Below are 15,911 nucleotides of genomic sequence, written 5' to 3' on the forward strand. Positions count from 1 at the left end.
GGCACATGAGCGCCGGATCGAACGCCCAGCCTGAAATGCCGCGTGCCGGCAAGGCACTGCCAAGCGCGCGGGCCGATATCGCGCTCGGTCTTTTCGTTGCCGCGCTGGCCGCGCTGCTGTTTGCACTGACATTCAGCTGGTCGGCCTCGGCCGGGATCTTTCCGCGGATCGTCGCCGGGTTGCTCTGCGCGCTCGGCCTTGCGAACGCCGTCCAGGGCCTGCGCCGTCTTGGCGAGGAGGGACAAGCCCAATTCCTGCCGCAGCCGCTGGGATTCCTGAAGATCTGGCTGTCGATCCCCGCCTATTTCGCCGGTGTCATACTGATCGGCTTCCCGCTGGCGACGGTGCTCGTCACCATCGGCCTGTCGGCGTTGTTCGGCTTTCGGCGCTGGCCGGTGGCACTGCTCGCCGGCACAGTCTTCGTGGCGCTGATCCTGCTGGTCTTCACCGGCCTGTTCGACCGTCCGCTGCCCAACGGGTTGCTCCTCGCCCCGTGGCTGAAGTGAAACGCCGGAGTTAACCCATGGATGTCCTTTTCGACGCGTTTCTCGAAATCTTCCGGCTGACCAACTTCATTGCCATGATCGCCGGCGTCATCGGCGGCATCGCCATCGGCGCGTTGCCGGGCCTGAGCGCCACCATGGCGATCTCGGTGCTGATCCCGCTGACCTTCTTCATGGAGCCGCTCGCCGCGCTCGGCATGATCGCCGGCATCTACAACGGCGCCATGTATGGCGGGTCCATCCCGGCCGTGCTGTTGCGCATCCCGGGAACCCCGGCGGCGGTCGCGACCACTTTCGATGGCTACCCGATGGCGCAGAAGGGTCAGGCCGGATGGGCGTTGCAGATCGCCTGCGTCTCCTCCGCCGTCGGCGGCATGGCGAGCGCCATCGCGCTGATGACCATCGCCCCGCCGCTCTCCTACATCACCCTGGCCTTCGGTCCGGCGGAGGTCTTCTGGGTGGCGGTCTTCGGCCTGACGGCGATCGTCTTCCTGGTCGGCGAGCAGCCCGTGAAGGGATTGATCAGCGCGCTGTTCGGCGTGGTGGTCTCGCTGGTCGGCACCGATGTCATCACCGGTGTCGACCGCTACACGTTCGGCCGGCTGGAGCTTCTTGACGGACTGAACGTCGTCGTCATGCTGGTCGGACTTTACGCGATCCCGCCGATGATCGGCCTGCTGCTCGACGGTCCGGGCAACGAGGCGGCGACCCGGGTGCGGATCGAGCGGGGCGGTTTGCTGACCCGCTGGCGCGACCTTGCCGCCTTCTGGCTGGTCTGGCTGCGCGCCTCGGTGATCGGCATTTTCGTCGGCATCCTGCCCGGTGCCGGCGGCTCGATGGCGGCCTTCCTGAGCTACAACGAGGTGCGCCGGACCTCGCGCGATCCCGATGCCTTCGGGCGCGGCGAGCCGGCCGGCGTTGCCGCCGCCGAATGCGGCAACAATGCCGACAACGCGGCAGCCCTCATCCCGGCGCTGACGCTCGGCATCCCGGGCAGTTCGGTGACGGCGGTCATTCTCGGCGCGCTTCTGGTGCATGGATTGCAGCCCGGGCCGGAGCTGTTCCGCAGCCATCCGACGGTGGTCTACGGCTTCATGATCCAGATGTTCGTGTCGTCGCTGCTGCTGGTCTTCCTGGGCGGGGCGATCGCGACGCGCACCTTCGCAAGGCTGCTGGAAATCCCGCGTCCGGTGCTCGCCCCGATCATCCTGGGCATGACCGTCGTGGGCACTTTCGCCATCAATGGCAGCATGTTCGACGTGGCGCTGATGTTCGGCTTCGGCTTCATCGGGTATGTCATGGAACGCCAGCAGATACCGCTCGCCCCGGCCGTGCTCGGCCTGATCCTCGGCGAATATGCCGAGCGCAACTTCCGCCTGTCGATGATGATCGGGGGCAATGATCCGGCCGCGTTGGTCGCAAGCCCGATCTCGATGGGATTTGTCGCCGCGATCGCCCTGGCGGTCGGCCTGCCGCTGGTCAGGCGGTTGCGAAAGGCGCTCTAGCGCTGCGTCGCGGCGACCATCGCCCCGACCCCGACAAAGGCGCCGCCGGTGATCCGGTTGAAGACCCGGCCCCAGCGCTCCAGCCAGGGCGCGAGCCGGCCGGCAGCGCCGGCCAGAACCACCTCATAGGCGAACTCGATGGCCCCGTAGGTGCCGGCGAAGATGACGAATTGCAGCCACAGCGACTGGCCCGGCTGCATGAATTGCGGCAGGAAAGTCGCGAAGAAGATCAAGGCCTTGGGGTTGGAGACGGCGACCAGAAGCCCTTGCGCGAAGGCGCGGCGCCGGGAGATCGGACGGGCCGCGGTCGCGGCGCTGTCGACGGCGGCGGAAAAGCCCGGTGCCCGCCACAGCCGGATGCCGAGCCACACGAGATAGGCCGCACCTGCCCATTTGACCACCGTGAACAGCAGCTCCGAGGTCTGCATGACGGCGCCCAGGCCCGCAAGCGAGGCACCGATCAAAAGGCTCATCCCGGCCACCGCGCCGAGCGCGGTGAAGATGCTGCGGCCAAGCCCGTAACGAACGCCGTGATCGAGGCAGAGCAGTCCGTTCGGCCCCGGCGTCAGCGACAGGGCAACGGCGGCAAGCACGAAGACAAGCCAGAGTTCGATGCTCATGGATCCCTCCCGGAACGGACCGCGCGACCGTCGTGCCGATATGACTGGCCGGCCGCCACGCTAACGCGGCCCGGGCCGGATAGGAAGCGGATTTCAGAGCCGCCGGACGCTGCCCGGCGAAAGGCCCGGCCGGGCCTGAATTTTGCACCGGACGAGCCGGATTTTGACAAGCCCGGACAATTCTTGCGCAGGATTTTCGAAAAATTGATTCATTTATTTTCGAAATTGCACGCTGCAGGCGGATGACGTCAGGCCGGCTTTCCGGCTTGAAACGGCGACGGCCGCCGGAGGTTATCCCCGGCGGCCGTCGCGACCTGTCCCCGCCGGGTCGGCGGGTCCGTGAGGAGCGTCTATTCGGCCGGGGTCTTGTCCGCCGCGGCGGGCGCCGGATGGTCCTCGTCGATGCGCGGCTTCAGCTTGCCGTCGACCGGGATGCGGGCGAACAGCCGCATGACGAAGACGTAGAACACCGGCACGAAGAAGATCGCCAGCACCGTGCCCGAGATCATGCCGCCCATCACGCCGGTTCCGATGGCGTTCTGGCTGCCGGCGCTGGCGCCCGTGGCGATGGCCAGCGGTGTCACGCCGAGGGTGAAGGCGAGCGACGTCATCAGGATCGGCCGGAAGCGCAGATGCGCCGCCTCGACGGTGGCCTCGAACATGGTCCGCCCTTCCGCCATCAGGTCCTTGGCGAACTCGATGATGAGGATGGCGTTCTTGGCCGAAAGCCCCACGATGGCGATCAGGCCGACCGTGAAATAGACGTCGTTCGGCATGCCCCGCAGGGTGACCGCGATCACCGAACCGATGACGCCGAGCGGCACCACCAGCATCACGGCGAAGGGGATCGACCAGCTTTCATAAAGGGCGGCGAGCAGCAGGAAGACGAACAGGATGCTCAGCCCGATCAGGAACGGTGCCTGCGAACCGGACTGGATCTCCTGCAGCGACTGGCCGGTCCACTCGTAGCCGAAGCCGGCGGGGAGCGAGGCGGCGATCCGCTCCATTTCGGCGATCGCCTCGCCGGAGGAATAGCCCGGCGCCGCCTGGCCGGAGATGCGGATCGAGGGATAGCCGTTGTAGCCGACGATCTGCGAGGGCCCCTTGACCCAGCTGACCGTGGCGAAGGCCGACAGGGGCACCATGCCGCCATTGGCGTTGCGCACCGTCAGCTTCAGCAGGTCGTCGGTCTGCATGCGGGCGTCCTCGCCGGCCTGCACGGTGACCCGCTGCATGCGCCCGGAATTGGGGAAGTCGTTGACATAGCTCGACCCCAGATGCGCCGAGATGGTGGCGTTGATGGAGGCGAAGGCGACGCCGAAGGCATTGGCCTTCTCGCGGTCGATCTCGAGATTGACCTGCGCCGCGTCGGGCAGGCCGTCGATGCGCAACCCGGCGATGACCGGGCTCTGGCCGGCCGCACCCATCAACTGGTCGCGGGCGGCGCCGAGCGCCTCGGTGCCCCGGCCGCCGCGATCCTGGAGGCGGAAGGAGAAGCCGTTCGAGGTGCCAAGGCCCTGGATCGCCGGCGGCGAGAGGGCGAAGGAAATCGCGTCCTTCAGCCCGAACAGCTGGCCATTGCCGCGACCGGCGATGGCAGCCGCCGAATCCTGCGGCCCGCGCTCGGACCAGTCCTTCAGCGTGACGAAGGCAAGGCCCGCGTTCTGGCCGGTGCCGGAGAAGGAGAAGCCGAGAATGCCGACAATGCGCGAGACGGCGCTTTCCTTGCCGAAAATCTCCTCGACATGCTGGATCACTTCCAGCGTCCGGTTGGCGCTGGCCTCGGGCGGGGCCTGGATGTTGACCAGCAGGTAGCCCTGGTCCTCGTTCGGAAGGAAGGAGGAGGGCAGGCGGGTGAAGGCCCAGCCGAGGCCGACAAGCAGGGCGAGATAGATGATCATCATCCGCCCGGCGCGGCGCGACAGCCAGCCGACGGTGGAGCTGTAGCCCTTCGTCGTGCGGTTGAAACCGCGGTTGAACCAGCCGAAGAAGCCCTTCTTCTCGTGATGTCCCTGCGGGATCGGCTTCAGCATGCTGGCGCAGAGCGCCGGCGTGAAGGACAGCGCCAGGAAGCCGGAGAACAGGATCGACACGACCATGGTCAGGCTGAACTGCTGGTAGATGATGCCGACGGCGCCGGGAAAGAAGGCCATCGGAATGAACACGGCCGTCAGCACCAGGGTGATGCCGATGATGGCGCCGGAGATCTGCGACATCGCCTTGCGGGTGGCGGCGCGCGGCGACAGGCCTTCCTCGGCCATGATGCGCTCGACATTCTCGACCACCACGATGGCGTCGTCGACGAGGATGCCGATGGCGAGCACCATGGCGAACATGGTCAGCACGTTGATCGAGAACCCGGCGGCAAGCATCACCGCGCAGGTGCCGAGCAGGGCGACCGGCACCACCAGCGTCGGAATGACCGTGTAGCGGAAGCTCTGCAGGAACAGGAACATCACCACGAAGACGAGACCGACCGCCTCGAGCAGCGTGTGGATCACCTTCTCGATCGACGCCTCGACGAAGGGCGAGGTGTCGTAGGGGATTTCATAGGCGATGCCTTCGGGGAAGAACTGGCCGAGCTCCTCCATCTTGGCGCGCACCGCCGCCGACGTCGCCATGGCGTTGCCGGTGGAGGACAGCTGCACGCCGATGGCCGCGCTCGGCTGGCCGTTCAGGCGGGTGGAGAAATTGTAGCTTTCGCCGCCGATCTCGACCCGGGCGACGTCGGAAAGCCGCACGGTCGAGCCGTCCGGATTGGCGCGCAGCACGATGGAGCCGAATTCCTCGGCCGAGGTCAGCTGGCCCTTGACCAGAACGGTGGCGGAAATCTGCTGGGTGACCGGGTTGGGCTGGGCGCCGATGCGCCCGGCCGCGACCTGGGCGTTCTGCGCCTGGATTGCGGCGATCACGTCGCTGGCCGTCAGGTTGAGGCCGAGCATCTTGTCCGGGTCCATCCAGATGCGCATCGAGCGCTGGCTGGCGAACATCTGGGCACTGCCGACGCCGTCGATGCGGCGGATCTCGCCGAGCACGTTGCGGCTCAGGTAGTCGCCGAGACCGATCACGTCGAGGGACCCGTCGGTGGAGGTGACGGAGACGACCATCAGGAAGCCGGCGCCGGCCTGCTCGATGCGGATGCCCTGCTGGGTGACGGTGCGCGGCAGGCGCGGCTCGACGCGGCGGATCGAGTTCTGCACGTCGACGGCGGCCTGCGAGATCTCGGTGCCGGGGGCGAAGGTCGCGGTGATCGCGATCCGTCCCGAGCTTTCGGAGGTGGATTCGAAATAGATCAGCCCGTCGACGCCGTTGAGCTCCTCCTCGATCGGCCGGGTGACACTCAGATAGGCGTCCTCGGGCGAGACGCCCGGATAATTGGTCTGCACCGAAATCTGCGGCGGGGCGACGGTCGGGTACTGGGCAACCGGCATGAAGGGGATCGCGATCACGCCGGCAAGCGTGATGAAGATGGCGATGACCCAGGCAAAGACCGGCCGGTCGATGAAAAAGGACGGCATGCGATCACATCCTGCTGGACCGGGAGGGGAGGCGGCGGCGTGGCGCCGTCATCCGGTCCTTTGTGTCATGGCGAAAGGCTCCGGTCCGCGCGCAGGCGCGGCCCGGAGCCTTCCGGGGTTCACTTTGCGGAGAGTTCCGCGGTCTTGGCCTCGGCGGCCCAGGGGGTGGCGGCGAGCGGCGCACCGGGTCGCAGCTTCTGGAAGCCCTCGACGATCACCTTGTCGCCGGCTTCGAGCCCCTTGGTGATGACCCAGCGCGAGCCGACGACGCGGCCCGTTTCGACCGAGCGCAGCTCCGCCTTGTCGTCGGCGCCGACCAGATAGACCTGGGCCTGGCCGCCGGCATTGCGCTGCACCGCCTGCTGCGGCACGGCGACGGCGTTCTCCTCCTCGCCCTGTTCGATCAGGACGCGGACATACATGCCCGGCAACAGGTCGCCGTCCGGGTTGGGGAACTCGCCGCGCAGGGTGATCTGGCCGGTTGTGGCATCGACCGCGGCCTCGGAGAAGAGCAGGCGGCCGGGATGCGGATACTGCTGGCCGTCATCGAGCAGCAGGCGAACGGAGGCCTCGCCGGAGCCGGGCCCGTTCAGCGCGCCGACATCGAGCGAGCGGCGCAGGCGCAGCAACTGGTTGGCCGACTGGGTGAAGTCGGCATAGACCGGGTCGAGCTGCTGGATGGTCGCCAGCACGCTGCTGGAGGGATCGACCAGCGCACCCTCGGTCAGCTGCGCCCGTCCGATGCGTCCCGAGATCGGGGCGCGAACTTCCGAGAACTGCAGGTTCAGCTCGGCCGCGTCGAGGCCGGCACGGGCCAGGGCGACATCCGCGTTGGCCTGGGCGAGCTGCGAGGTGGCATTGTCGAAGGCCTGGACGCTGCTCACCTTGCGGTCGCGCAGTTCCTTCTGCCGGTCGGCCTGCTGGCTGGCCTGCAGCCGGGCCGCCTCGGCGCGCTGCAGGGTCGCCTTGGCGCGCGCCACCTCGACGCGGAAGGTCCGCGGGTCGATGCGGTAGAGCACGTCGCCTTCCTTGACCACCGAGCCCTGCTCGAAGACCCGCTCGACCAGGATGCCGGAGACGCGCGGGCGCACCTCGGCGATCCGCGTCGGCGCGATGCGGCCGGGCAGTTCGTTGGTGATCGGGATCGTTTCGGCCTTGACCTCGACGAAGCTCACCCCGGTGGGCGGCGGCGCCTTGGCGCCCCCCGCCTCGCTCTTGCTGGAGACTTCGTTGCAGCCTGCCAGAAGGGCAGCGCTCAGGACTACGGCGATCAGTTTCCGGTTCATGTCGTCGACCTTTCGGGGAGACGGGCGGGCTCTGGGTTCTGGTCCACCAGCCAGCCGATCTCCGAAATCAGGCGGGCGCGCTCGTCGGGCGCCCAGGTGTGCAGGCCAAGCCACTCCAGGGACATGAGTCCCTCAAGGGCAAGAAAGGCGAGCAGCGCGGCGCGCGGATGGCGCGACGTCTCCTCGACCTCGGCGAGGCGCTCGCGATAGGCACGGGCGATCGGCTCGCGCAACTCCGCCTCCTGGGCGAGCGATGCGAGAAGGCCGAGCGCCACGGCGCGGTCCTCGTCGGTCAGGGAATGGGAGGCGACGGAAATGCGCGCCCGGATCGCGGCATCCGCCACATTGCCGAGTTCGTCCGCCGCGTCCCGTTCGCAGGCCCGGTGCGCGGCCAGCCGTCGTTCGACCACCGCCCGGATCAGGGCCTGCTTGTTCTTGTAGTCGTAAAGGACGCTGGCCTTGCTGATGCCGGCGGCACAGGCGACCGCATCGAGCGTCAGCCGCGCCGCGCCATCGCGCATCACGACCTGCTCGGCAGCATCGAGAACCGCATCGGGTTCTATGGTGCGTTTGCGTCCCATCCGGATCCAGAGATTTTTTCCGACCGAATGGTTATATATATCGCCACGCCGCCGGCGCAACGTTTTTTTGCAGTGCAAAATAAACCGGGAGAGGCCCTATTTGCCGCGGCGCAACCGGCCGGAGCGCATGCGCAGGCCGCGCAGGCGGCCCGCCTTGGCGTCCGGATCGCGCATCCGCCCGGCGGTGCTGCGCAGCGCCGCGACGGCGCGGTCGGTGCTCTCGGCGGGCGGCACGGCAGACCCGTGGAGGTCGCGCAGCAGCGCCCGCGTTTCCTCGTTGAGTTCGGTCTGCAAGGTGTCGAGCGGTGTCGGCCGGCCGACGAAATAGCCCTGGATCTCGTTGCACCCCTCCTCCGCCAGCACCCGCAGGTCGCTGGCGTCCTCGACCCCTTCCGCGACCACGCTCATGCCGAGCGCGGCGCCGAGCCGCACGATCGTTTCGACAATGGGACGGGCGCTCGCCGTCTGGCGCATCGCCTTGACGAAGGAGCGGTCGATCTTGATCACGTCGAAGGGGAAGCGCGACAGATAGCCGAGCGAGGAATAGCCGGTGCCGAAATCGTCGAGCGCGACACGCACGCCGAGCGCCTTCAGCGCCTTGAGGATCTGCAGCGCCCGGCGGTCGTCGTCGATCAGCACGTTCTCGGTGACCTCGACCTCCAGCCGGCTGGCCTGCAGGCCGGTCGCCTCCAGCACCTCGCGCACCGTCTCCAGGAAGTGCTTCTCGCGGAACTGCAGCGGACTGACATTGATCGAGATGCGGGGGATCTCCGGTTGCCGCCGGGCGATCTCGCAGGCGCGCCGGAGCACCCATTCGCCGATGGCGATGATGCGGCCCGACTGTTCGGCGACGGGGATGAAGTCGCTCGGGCTGATCAGCCCCTTCTCCGGATGGTGCCAGCGGATCAGCGCCTCGTAGCTGCCGATCGCCTGCGAGGCGATGCAAAGGCGCGGCTGCAGGTAGAGCTCGAACTCGTCGTTCTCGATCGCCTTGACGAGGTCGGCCTCCAGCAGGCGGCGCTTGCGCAGCACCGCATCCATGCCTTCCTCGAAGACGCAATAGGTGTTGCGCCCCTGGCTCTTGGCCTTGTAGAGCGCGGTGTCGGCCCGCGACACGATCAGCTCCGAATCCTCGCCATGCAGCGGACTGACCGCGATGCCGATGCTGGCGCCGGTGCGCAGTATCACGCCGTTGCCGCAGTCGATCGGCTGCGACAGCGCATGGACCAGCCGGTGGGCGAGATCGGCCGCCTGGTTGGCGAAGGCGATCTGGTGCTGGATGATGGCGAACTCGTCGCCGCCCAGCCGCGAGACGGTGTCGCTGGCCGGCACCAGTGCCTTGAGCCTGTCGGCCGTGGCGCGGATCACCTGGTCGCCGGCCAGATGGCCGTGAACGTCGTTGATTTCCTTGAACCGGTCGAGGTCGATCATCAACACGGCCGCGGCGCTGTCGCTGGCCCTGGCCGCATCGAGCACGCCTGTCAGCCGGTCGGCGAAGACCGCGCGGTTGGGCAGGTCGGTCAAGGGGTCGTGCTGGGCCAGGTGTCGGATATGCCGCTCCGCCTTCTTGCGGTCGCGCAGGTCGACAATGGCCGAGACCCGGGTCCGCTCGCCGCGATAGAGGATCTCCCGGGCGCGAACCTCGACCGGGATCCGGTCTCCGTCGGAATGGATGACATTGAGCTCGTAGGGTCCGCTTTCGGCTTCCGAAAGCTGGACGGCGACGCGGGCCCGGTCGTCCGGATCGATGAAGTCGAGCATGTTGCGGGACTTCAACTCGGCAAGCGGCAGGCCCATCAGCTGTTCCAGCGCGTGGTTGCCGTCGATGATCGTGCCGCGCACGGAGATGACGATTGCCTCGAAGGTGGCATTGGCAAGCGCGGTCAGGCGCTCCGCCTCCTCCGCCGTGCGGCGCACGTCTTCCTGGCGGTCGCGCGCCAGCTCCTCGTTCTGGATGGAATCCATCAGCGCGTTGAAAAGCACCGTCATGCCTTCCGCCTCGTCGCCGGCCTCGACCGGCAGGCGCAGGTCGAGATCGGCCTTGCCCGCGACAAGGCGGCCGACAGCATCCTCGACATGGCCGATGCCGATGCGTGTGCCGTGCTCCGCCTCGTTGAGGCCGCGCACCTCGCCCTCGGCCGAAACGCGCACCGCCATCACCCGCTTCAGGGCGAGGAAGAAGACCAGGCCGAGACCGAAGGCCCAGGCGAAGTTGAGCGCGGCGCCCGCCGCCTGCACGCCAAGCTGCGCCAGCCGCCCGCCGGAAGCGAGGTTCTCCACCGGCGCGAGCAGGGCAAGGCCGAGCGTGCCGACGACGCCGGCGATACCGTGCACGCCGATGGCGCCGACCGCGTCGTCGATGCGCAGGCGGCGCTCAAGGAAGGAAATGCCGTAGATCGCCGCGGTGCCGCCGGCAAAGCCGATCGCCATGGCACCGCGCGCATCGAGCACCATGCAGCCGGCGGTGACGGCGACGAGGCCGCCGAGCATGCCGGAAAACGCCTTCTCCGGCAGCAGCACGCCCTCGTGGTGCCAGCCGATGGCATAGCCGGCGGCGGCGCCGGTGGCGGCGGCGAGCACCGTGTTGGCGATCACATGGGCGATGGCGGGGGAGGCGGCCAGCGTCGAACCGCCGTTGAAGCCGATCCAGCCGACGAAGAGCAGCAGCGCGCCGGCGGTGGCCAGCACCGGGCTGTGGCCGTTGAAGCGCACCGGCCGGCCGTCGGCATCGAAACGGCCGATTCGCGGGCCGATGACGATGCAGGCGGCGAGGGCGATCCAGGCGCCGGTGCCGTGCACGACGGTGGATCCGGCGAAATCGATGAAGCCGGCATGGGCGAGGAAGGCGCCGGCATTCTCGTTGAGCGCCGTGCCCCAGGCCCAGTGGACGAAGGCGGGATAGACGAGGCCGGCGATGAACACCGAACACACCACATAGGCGGCAAGCGGCATCCGCTCCGCCACCGCGCCCGACACGATCGTCGCCGCCGTGCCGCAGAACATCACCTGGAAGACGAAGAAGGCAAGGCCCCAGGCATCGAGCCCGCCGAGCATGAACAGTTTCGCGTCGAAGCCGACAATGAAGCCGTTTGACGCGCCGAAGGCGAACATGAAGCCGACAAGCGCGAAGACCACGACCGAGAAGGTGAAGTCGAGCAGGTTCTTCTGGGCGACGTTGATCGAATTCTTCGAGCGCACCATGCCGGCTTCCAGCAGCAGGAAGCCGACCTGCATCAAAAGGACGAGCCCGGCGGCGACGAGAATCCAGACGAAATCGAGGGTGCGCTGCAGCGACAACAGCTCGCCCGCAAGACCGGATGCAAAGGCCGGCACGGGCATGGCCGCCATCGGCACCGCCAGTGCCGAAACGCGTCTCCAATGCCCGGATTGCAATGCCGCCATGTCCCGTGTCCCCTTTGTTTGCGGGAGCTTAGGACGCAGCGGTTAAAAACCGGTTGCACCATGTGTTCTCGCAATTAATCGCGAGGAACGTTTCTTTGGATGCGATGGTTTTCGCCATGCTGCAACGCGGAAATTCTTGCCGAGCCGCGCAGGACGAGGGCTCCTTCGACGATCACCCGTTCGGGCGCGGGAGCCTTCGCCTCGATATTGGCGAGCAGGATGCGCACCGCCGCCTCGACCATTTCCTCCGCCGGCTGGCTGACGGTGGTCAGCGCATAGGAGGGCCAGTCCGCCATCGGGGCATCGTCATAGCCGACGATGGACACTTCGCCCGGCACGTCGATGCCGAGCTCGTGGCGCAGCGTGTCGAGCGCCGCCACCGCCATGTGGTCGTTGGCGCAGAACACGGCGTCGGGCCGGCTCGGCCTGGAGAACAGGCGGCGGATCGCGGCGCAGGTCGCCACCCGCTCGTAATTGCCGACATCCTCGGCAAACAGGGTCCGTCCGTTGCGGGCCAGTTCCTCGATGAAGCCCTGGCGCCGGTCCCTGTTGGTGGAGCTTCCGGGCCAGCCGGCGAGATAGGCGATGCGCTCGTGGCCGTTCTCCATCAGGAAGCGCGCCACCTGGCGGCCCCCGGCCCGGTTGTCGGAGCTCACCGCCGACAGGCTCTCGTCGTCGAGGGTGCGGTTGAACAGGACGACGGGAATGCCGGCGGCGCTGCAGCGCGCGGCGAAGGCGGAGCTGAGCCCGGCCGATACCATGACGAGGCCGTCGATCTGGTATTCGAGAAGTTCGCGCAGCACGTCGTCCATCGGATCGTTGGACTGGCCGGTGAAGAACATCATCGCGTGGTAGCCGCGCGCCTGCAGCCGGCGCGACAGCTTCTCCAGGATCGCCGGATAGTAGGGATTGTCGAGATAGGCGGCGACGATGCCGACAATGCCGGAGCGCCGGGTGATCAGCGAGCGGGCGATCTTGTTGGGGCGGTAGCCGAGTTCCTCGGCCGCCGCCATCACCTTTGCACGGGTTTCCGCGGAGACGCTGGCGCCGGCGGTGAAGGCGCGGCTGACGGCGGACTGGCTGACGCCGGCACGGCGCGCGACGTCGAGTGAGGTGACCCGGGGCATGTTCTTGTTCTCCCGCCCCTGTCTTGCCGTCCCTTACGTCATTTGGCAAGCAGCAACCCGTCGGCGGGGGACGGCCATTGACCTTGCGGGTGCCCGGCACTTAGGATCGCGCGCAAATTGAAACGTCCACACCTTGCCTGGAAAACCGATCATGTTTCAGACCTTTCCTTCCGCGACCGGATGCCTGCGCGCTCTTGCCCGGTCCGTCATCCTGGCCGCCGCTCTCGCCATGGCAGGGCCCGCTCTTGCCCAGGACAAGGCGGCCGATGGCGCGGGCCAGACCGCCAGCCCGAGCGGCGAAAACTGGGTCCTGCAATGCAGCGAGGCGACCGAAAAGGCACCGAAAAGCTGCCGGGTGCTGCAGAACATCGTCATGAAGGACAGCGGCCAGCGGTTGCTGACGGTCGTGGTCGAGCCGCGCGAGGGCGCACCCAACCACGCGCTGGTGCTGGCGCTGCCGCATGGCGTGTTCCTGCCGGCCGGCGCGGCGATCCGTGTCGACGAGGGCGAGCCGACGCCGCTGGTCATCCAGACGAGCGACGCCAACGGCGCCTATGCGGGAACGGCGATCAGCGACGACCTGCTCGCCTCGCTGAAAAAGGGGCAGCGGCTGATCATCGCCTTCAAGACGGCGCAGCAGCAGGATCTCGCTGTGCCGGTGACGCTGATCGGCTTCACCGCCGCCTATACCAAGCTGGGAAGCTGACGCCCCCGGCAGGGCCATCGGCACTGGTGCCGTGGAACAAAGGCAGGCTTTCTTCGGAAAGCTTGCCTTCTTATTTTTCCGGATGCCTCAGGCGGCGGCCGTGCGACGGGTCAGGTCGGCCCAGTTGCGCATCGACCACAGATGCGCGTAGATCACCGGCAGCGCGCCGGAGTGGCGCAGGTCGAGAAACGCCTCGTCGGAAAGGGCCGAGAAGCGGGCCTCGTCGACGATGCAGAAGTCGTTGACGGTGAGCACCTCGCCGCCGGGCAGCGTGAAGCGCCCCTCGTTGGCGACGAGCAGGTCATGCTCGGCAAGCTTTCCCAGCACCGTCTCGCTCTCGCGCGCCTCGCGCTGGAAGGCGCCGCAGAAGTCGAGCGCCTTGCGAACCGCCTCGGACGGCTCCGAGCCCTCGAACAGCGGCACCTCGCCATCCGGGCCGATCTTGCCGCTCTCCATGTCGACGCACAGTGCGAACTCGCTGGCATCGTCGTTGCGGGCGAGCACGAAGGGATAGCGCCGGACATAGGAGGGAATGTAGATCTCCTCCGCCCAGGCCCCGGCCGCGTCGACGAACAGGTTCCGGTCGCGTCGCAGGCCAAGCACGGCGACGGCTGCCGGCGGCGTGGTGCCGGCGGCGAAGACGATCGGATAGTGCCGCGCCGCGATGCCGAACTCGATCGCGTTGACCGGCACCGCATGGGTGCCGGCGGCGAAGCCGTAGTCCGGGGCAAGCGTCACGCCGAACGCGCCGTGCCTGTCGGCCCGCAGCGCCTCGGGCCGCTTGTAGAACAGCGGCATGGCGGCGGCGCCTGCCGCGGCGCGCGGAGCGGTGCTGTCGGCCTCGGCCTCGGTCTTGGTCATGGTGATCCGTCCTTCGGGCGGTTGAATGAATATGCGGAAATCGGGCAGGGCCTCAGGCCACGCGACTTTTTTGTACAATTCCAGCGACGGGTTGCCTAGGGTGGCCGGGCAGATGAATGTGCATACCGCCGGTTGCGCGGCGCGGCGCCTGGTTTGTGCGGGCACGGCGCATGATGAAACGGACGGACGAGGAAACGGGGAGACGAGATGGCCAAGGCCGTTTCCGGAACGCAGCGGGTCGCCGGCGCGCATGCGGGCATCAGTTTCGCCGGCGAGGAGATCCTGCTCGACGGCGGGGCCTTTCGCGACTGCAGCTTCGAGCGCTGTCACCTGCATTACGATGGCGGCACGCTGCCGGTGCTGACCGGCTGCCGTTTTTCCGATTGCGCCTGGTTCTTCGGCGAGGCCGCGGCCGACACGCTGGCGATGCTGGCGGCGCTCCACCAGGGCGGCTTCTCGGCGATGGTCGAGAGGACCCTGGAAGGGGTTCGCAGCGGGGCCGTCCTGGAGCCTGCTCCGGCGGACACGCGCCCGACAGGGCGGCGGGGACGGTCGATCGATCTCGGCTTCGGCCAGTTCCCGGTGCCCAGGGTCTTGCATCGCCCGGCGGCGGCCGGCGCGACGCGAGCGGGAGCTTCGCCGGCCACAGTCACCACGGACAGGAAGGAAGACAGGGAATGAGCGGACAGAGCGACCTTGCGACGGCGACGATGGCCGACTTCGAGGCCTGCAAGGACAAGCCGGTACGGCTGACGGCCGGCGGTGAAAGCATGGACCTGGCCATCACCGAGGTGACCGCCGTCAGCGGGCCGGAACGGCCGGGCGGCGCGTTTTCGGTGGTGTTTCGCGGGCCGCGCGAGCCGGTTGTCGAGCAGGCGATCCACCATATCGTCGTCGAGGGACACGGCGAGGCGGAGATCTTTCTGGTGCCGCTCGGACCCGACAGGGACGGCATGCTCTACGAGGCGGTTTTCAACTAGTCACCTGAACTTGAAGTTCGTTTTGGAGCTTGCCGCAACCTGTGGAGCAAGCTTCAAATCCGCCACGCCACGCCACGCCACGCCACGCCGGCTGCCGGGCGGGTTCGCCTGTGGCCGTCCGGGACAAGATAAGCCGGCGTAGTAATACGGCACGGCAGGTCTCGCACGGGCCCGGCCTGCGCCAGGCCGCAGCCGCGCCGTCCCGGTTCAGCCCGCCCGATTCTGGCCGTCCGTTTCAAGCCTCCGAATTCAGGCCGTCCGATTCAGACTGTCCGATTCTGGCCGTCCCAGTGCATCAGGTGATAGACGCCCTTGTCCTCGCGCCTGGAGAAGCCGAGGCGGAGATAGAGGCGCATGGCCGGGTTGTTGTGTTCGACATGGATGCCGACGCCCAGGCCGTCGCGCGCGGCGAGCGCCTGCACATCCTCCAGCATCGCCCGGCCGAGGCCGGTCCCGCGCGCGCCCGGCATCAGGGCGATGTCGATGATGCGGATTTCCGACGGCCAGCGCTCCAGGTAGAGCCGGCCGACAGGCGCGCCCTCCCGTTCGACCACCAGCCAGTCTGCATCGGGATAGTGCTGCATGTAATGGGCATGCTGGGCGCGAAATTGCTGCTCGAGAAAGGCGCGCTTTTCCTCCGCGCTCCAGGGCAGGGGCGCAAGCTCCTCCGTCCGCGTCGAGGCGTAGAGGCTGCCGAGGAAGGGAAGGTCGTCCTCGTTCATTCGCCGAAAGGCGAGGCCGCGCGCGGCGGCACGCGGCAGAACGGGAAGCGGCCGCGCATCCCTCGCGGCCGCCAGTATCGTGTGCCCGGGGTCCGGCATC

General features: G+C 67.8%; 13 protein-coding genes. 5 read left to right on the top strand and 8 right to left on the bottom strand.

What is annotated here, in order from left to right:
- The first annotated feature begins 5 nt into the window (after window positions 1-5).
- A complete protein-coding gene (locus ACQY46_RS06105; RefSeq protein ID WP_428699379.1) occupies window positions 6-506 on the top strand; it encodes a tripartite tricarboxylate transporter TctB family protein in 501 nt (166 codons plus the stop codon).
- Between the two features lie 17 nt (window positions 507-523).
- Entirely contained in the window at window positions 524-2,008 is a 1,485-nt protein-coding gene (locus ACQY46_RS06110; protein WP_428699380.1) for a tripartite tricarboxylate transporter permease, read from the top strand.
- Here ACQY46_RS06110 and ACQY46_RS06115 read toward each other — a convergent pair.
- The 6 genes from ACQY46_RS06115 to ACQY46_RS06140 form a co-directional block, all read right to left on the bottom strand.
- A complete protein-coding gene (locus ACQY46_RS06115; protein ID WP_428699381.1) occupies window positions 2,005-2,628 on the bottom strand; it encodes a LysE family translocator in 624 nt (207 codons plus the stop codon). The two genes, ACQY46_RS06110 and ACQY46_RS06115, sit on opposite strands and share 4 nt — an antisense overlap.
- A 350-nt stretch (window positions 2,629-2,978) precedes the next feature.
- The gene (locus ACQY46_RS06120; protein WP_428699382.1) at window positions 2,979-6,146 is read right to left on the bottom strand and encodes a multidrug efflux RND transporter permease subunit; all 3,168 of its coding nucleotides are present in this window, start codon (window positions 6,144-6,146) and stop codon (window positions 2,979-2,981) included.
- Between the two features lie 119 nt (window positions 6,147-6,265).
- On the bottom strand, window positions 6,266-7,432 hold the full coding sequence (locus ACQY46_RS06125) for an efflux RND transporter periplasmic adaptor subunit (protein WP_428699383.1): 1,167 nt from the start codon (window positions 7,430-7,432) through the stop codon (window positions 6,266-6,268).
- Window positions 7,429-8,013 (bottom strand): TetR/AcrR family transcriptional regulator, encoded by a 585-nt coding sequence (locus ACQY46_RS06130; protein ID WP_428699384.1) that lies wholly within the window; start codon window positions 8,011-8,013, stop codon window positions 7,429-7,431. Before ACQY46_RS06130 ends, ACQY46_RS06125 begins: the two co-directional genes overlap by 4 nt.
- A 96-nt stretch (window positions 8,014-8,109) precedes the next feature.
- Window positions 8,110-11,415: an ammonium transporter gene (amt, locus tag ACQY46_RS06135; protein ID WP_428699385.1), complete on the bottom strand. Its 3,306-nt coding sequence runs from the start codon at window positions 11,413-11,415 to the stop codon at window positions 8,110-8,112.
- 74 nt (window positions 11,416-11,489) lie between these two features.
- On the bottom strand, window positions 11,490-12,542 hold the full coding sequence (locus ACQY46_RS06140) for a LacI family DNA-binding transcriptional regulator (RefSeq protein WP_428699386.1): 1,053 nt from the start codon (window positions 12,540-12,542) through the stop codon (window positions 11,490-11,492).
- Between the two features lie 151 nt (window positions 12,543-12,693).
- Here ACQY46_RS06140 and ACQY46_RS06145 point away from each other — a divergent pair, with 151 nt between their 5' ends.
- A complete protein-coding gene (locus ACQY46_RS06145) occupies window positions 12,694-13,248 on the top strand; it encodes an invasion associated locus B family protein (protein WP_428699387.1) in 555 nt (184 codons plus the stop codon).
- An 87-nt stretch (window positions 13,249-13,335) separates the two neighbouring features.
- Here ACQY46_RS06145 and ACQY46_RS06150 read toward each other — a convergent pair whose 3' ends face one another.
- A complete protein-coding gene (locus ACQY46_RS06150; protein WP_428699388.1) occupies window positions 13,336-14,109 on the bottom strand; it encodes a SapC family protein in 774 nt (257 codons plus the stop codon).
- A gap of 207 nt (window positions 14,110-14,316) precedes the next feature.
- Here ACQY46_RS06150 and ACQY46_RS06155 point away from each other — a divergent pair, with 207 nt between their 5' ends.
- Both ACQY46_RS06155 and ACQY46_RS06160 read left to right on the top strand, forming a co-directional pair.
- Window positions 14,317-14,790, top strand: coding sequence for a hypothetical protein (locus ACQY46_RS06155; RefSeq protein ID WP_428699389.1), 474 nt, complete (start codon window positions 14,317-14,319; stop codon window positions 14,788-14,790).
- Window positions 14,787-15,089, top strand: coding sequence for a DUF6916 family protein (locus ACQY46_RS06160; protein ID WP_428699390.1), 303 nt, complete (start codon window positions 14,787-14,789; stop codon window positions 15,087-15,089). The genes ACQY46_RS06155 and ACQY46_RS06160 overlap by 4 nt, the downstream gene beginning before the upstream one ends.
- A 263-nt stretch (window positions 15,090-15,352) precedes the next feature.
- On the opposite strand, the gene ACQY46_RS06165 is transcribed toward ACQY46_RS06160, so the two are convergent.
- On the bottom strand, window positions 15,353-15,910 hold the full coding sequence (locus ACQY46_RS06165) for an N-acetyltransferase family protein (protein ID WP_428699391.1): 558 nt from the start codon (window positions 15,908-15,910) through the stop codon (window positions 15,353-15,355).
- Window position 15,911: the final 1 nt, after the last annotated feature.

The sequence above is a fragment of the Stappia sp. genome (genome assembly GCF_965276915.1).
Lineage (GTDB): Bacteria > Pseudomonadota > Alphaproteobacteria > Rhizobiales > Stappiaceae > Stappia.

Bases quoted from the DNA above. Each gene is read 5' to 3' on its own strand.
- ACQY46_RS06120 (WP_428699382.1), bottom strand. From the start codon at position 6,146: ATGCCGTCCTTTTTCATCGACCGGCCGGTCTTTGCCTGGGTCATCGCC.
- ACQY46_RS06155 (WP_428699389.1), top strand. From the start codon at position 14,317: ATGGCCAAGGCCGTTTCCGGAACGCAGCGGGTCGCCGGCGCGCATGCG.
- ACQY46_RS06140 (WP_428699386.1), bottom strand. From the start codon at position 12,542: ATGCCCCGGGTCACCTCACTCGACGTCGCGCGCCGTGCCGGCGTCAGC.
- ACQY46_RS06150 (WP_428699388.1), bottom strand. From the start codon at position 14,109: ATGACCAAGACCGAGGCCGAGGCCGACAGCACCGCTCCGCGCGCCGCG.
- amt (WP_428699385.1), bottom strand. From the start codon at position 11,415: ATGGCGGCATTGCAATCCGGGCATTGGAGACGCGTTTCGGCACTGGCG.
- ACQY46_RS06125 (WP_428699383.1), bottom strand. From the start codon at position 7,432: ATGAACCGGAAACTGATCGCCGTAGTCCTGAGCGCTGCCCTTCTGGCA.
- ACQY46_RS06115 (WP_428699381.1), bottom strand. From the start codon at position 2,628: ATGAGCATCGAACTCTGGCTTGTCTTCGTGCTTGCCGCCGTTGCCCTG.
- ACQY46_RS06105 (WP_428699379.1), top strand. From the start codon at position 6: ATGAGCGCCGGATCGAACGCCCAGCCTGAAATGCCGCGTGCCGGCAAG.
- ACQY46_RS06130 (WP_428699384.1), bottom strand. From the start codon at position 8,013: ATGGGACGCAAACGCACCATAGAACCCGATGCGGTTCTCGATGCTGCC.
- ACQY46_RS06165 (WP_428699391.1), bottom strand. From the start codon at position 15,910: ATGCCGGACCCCGGGCACACGATACTGGCGGCCGCGAGGGATGCGCGG.
- ACQY46_RS06145 (WP_428699387.1), top strand. From the start codon at position 12,694: ATGTTTCAGACCTTTCCTTCCGCGACCGGATGCCTGCGCGCTCTTGCC.
- ACQY46_RS06160 (WP_428699390.1), top strand. From the start codon at position 14,787: ATGAGCGGACAGAGCGACCTTGCGACGGCGACGATGGCCGACTTCGAG.
- ACQY46_RS06110 (WP_428699380.1), top strand. From the start codon at position 524: ATGGATGTCCTTTTCGACGCGTTTCTCGAAATCTTCCGGCTGACCAAC.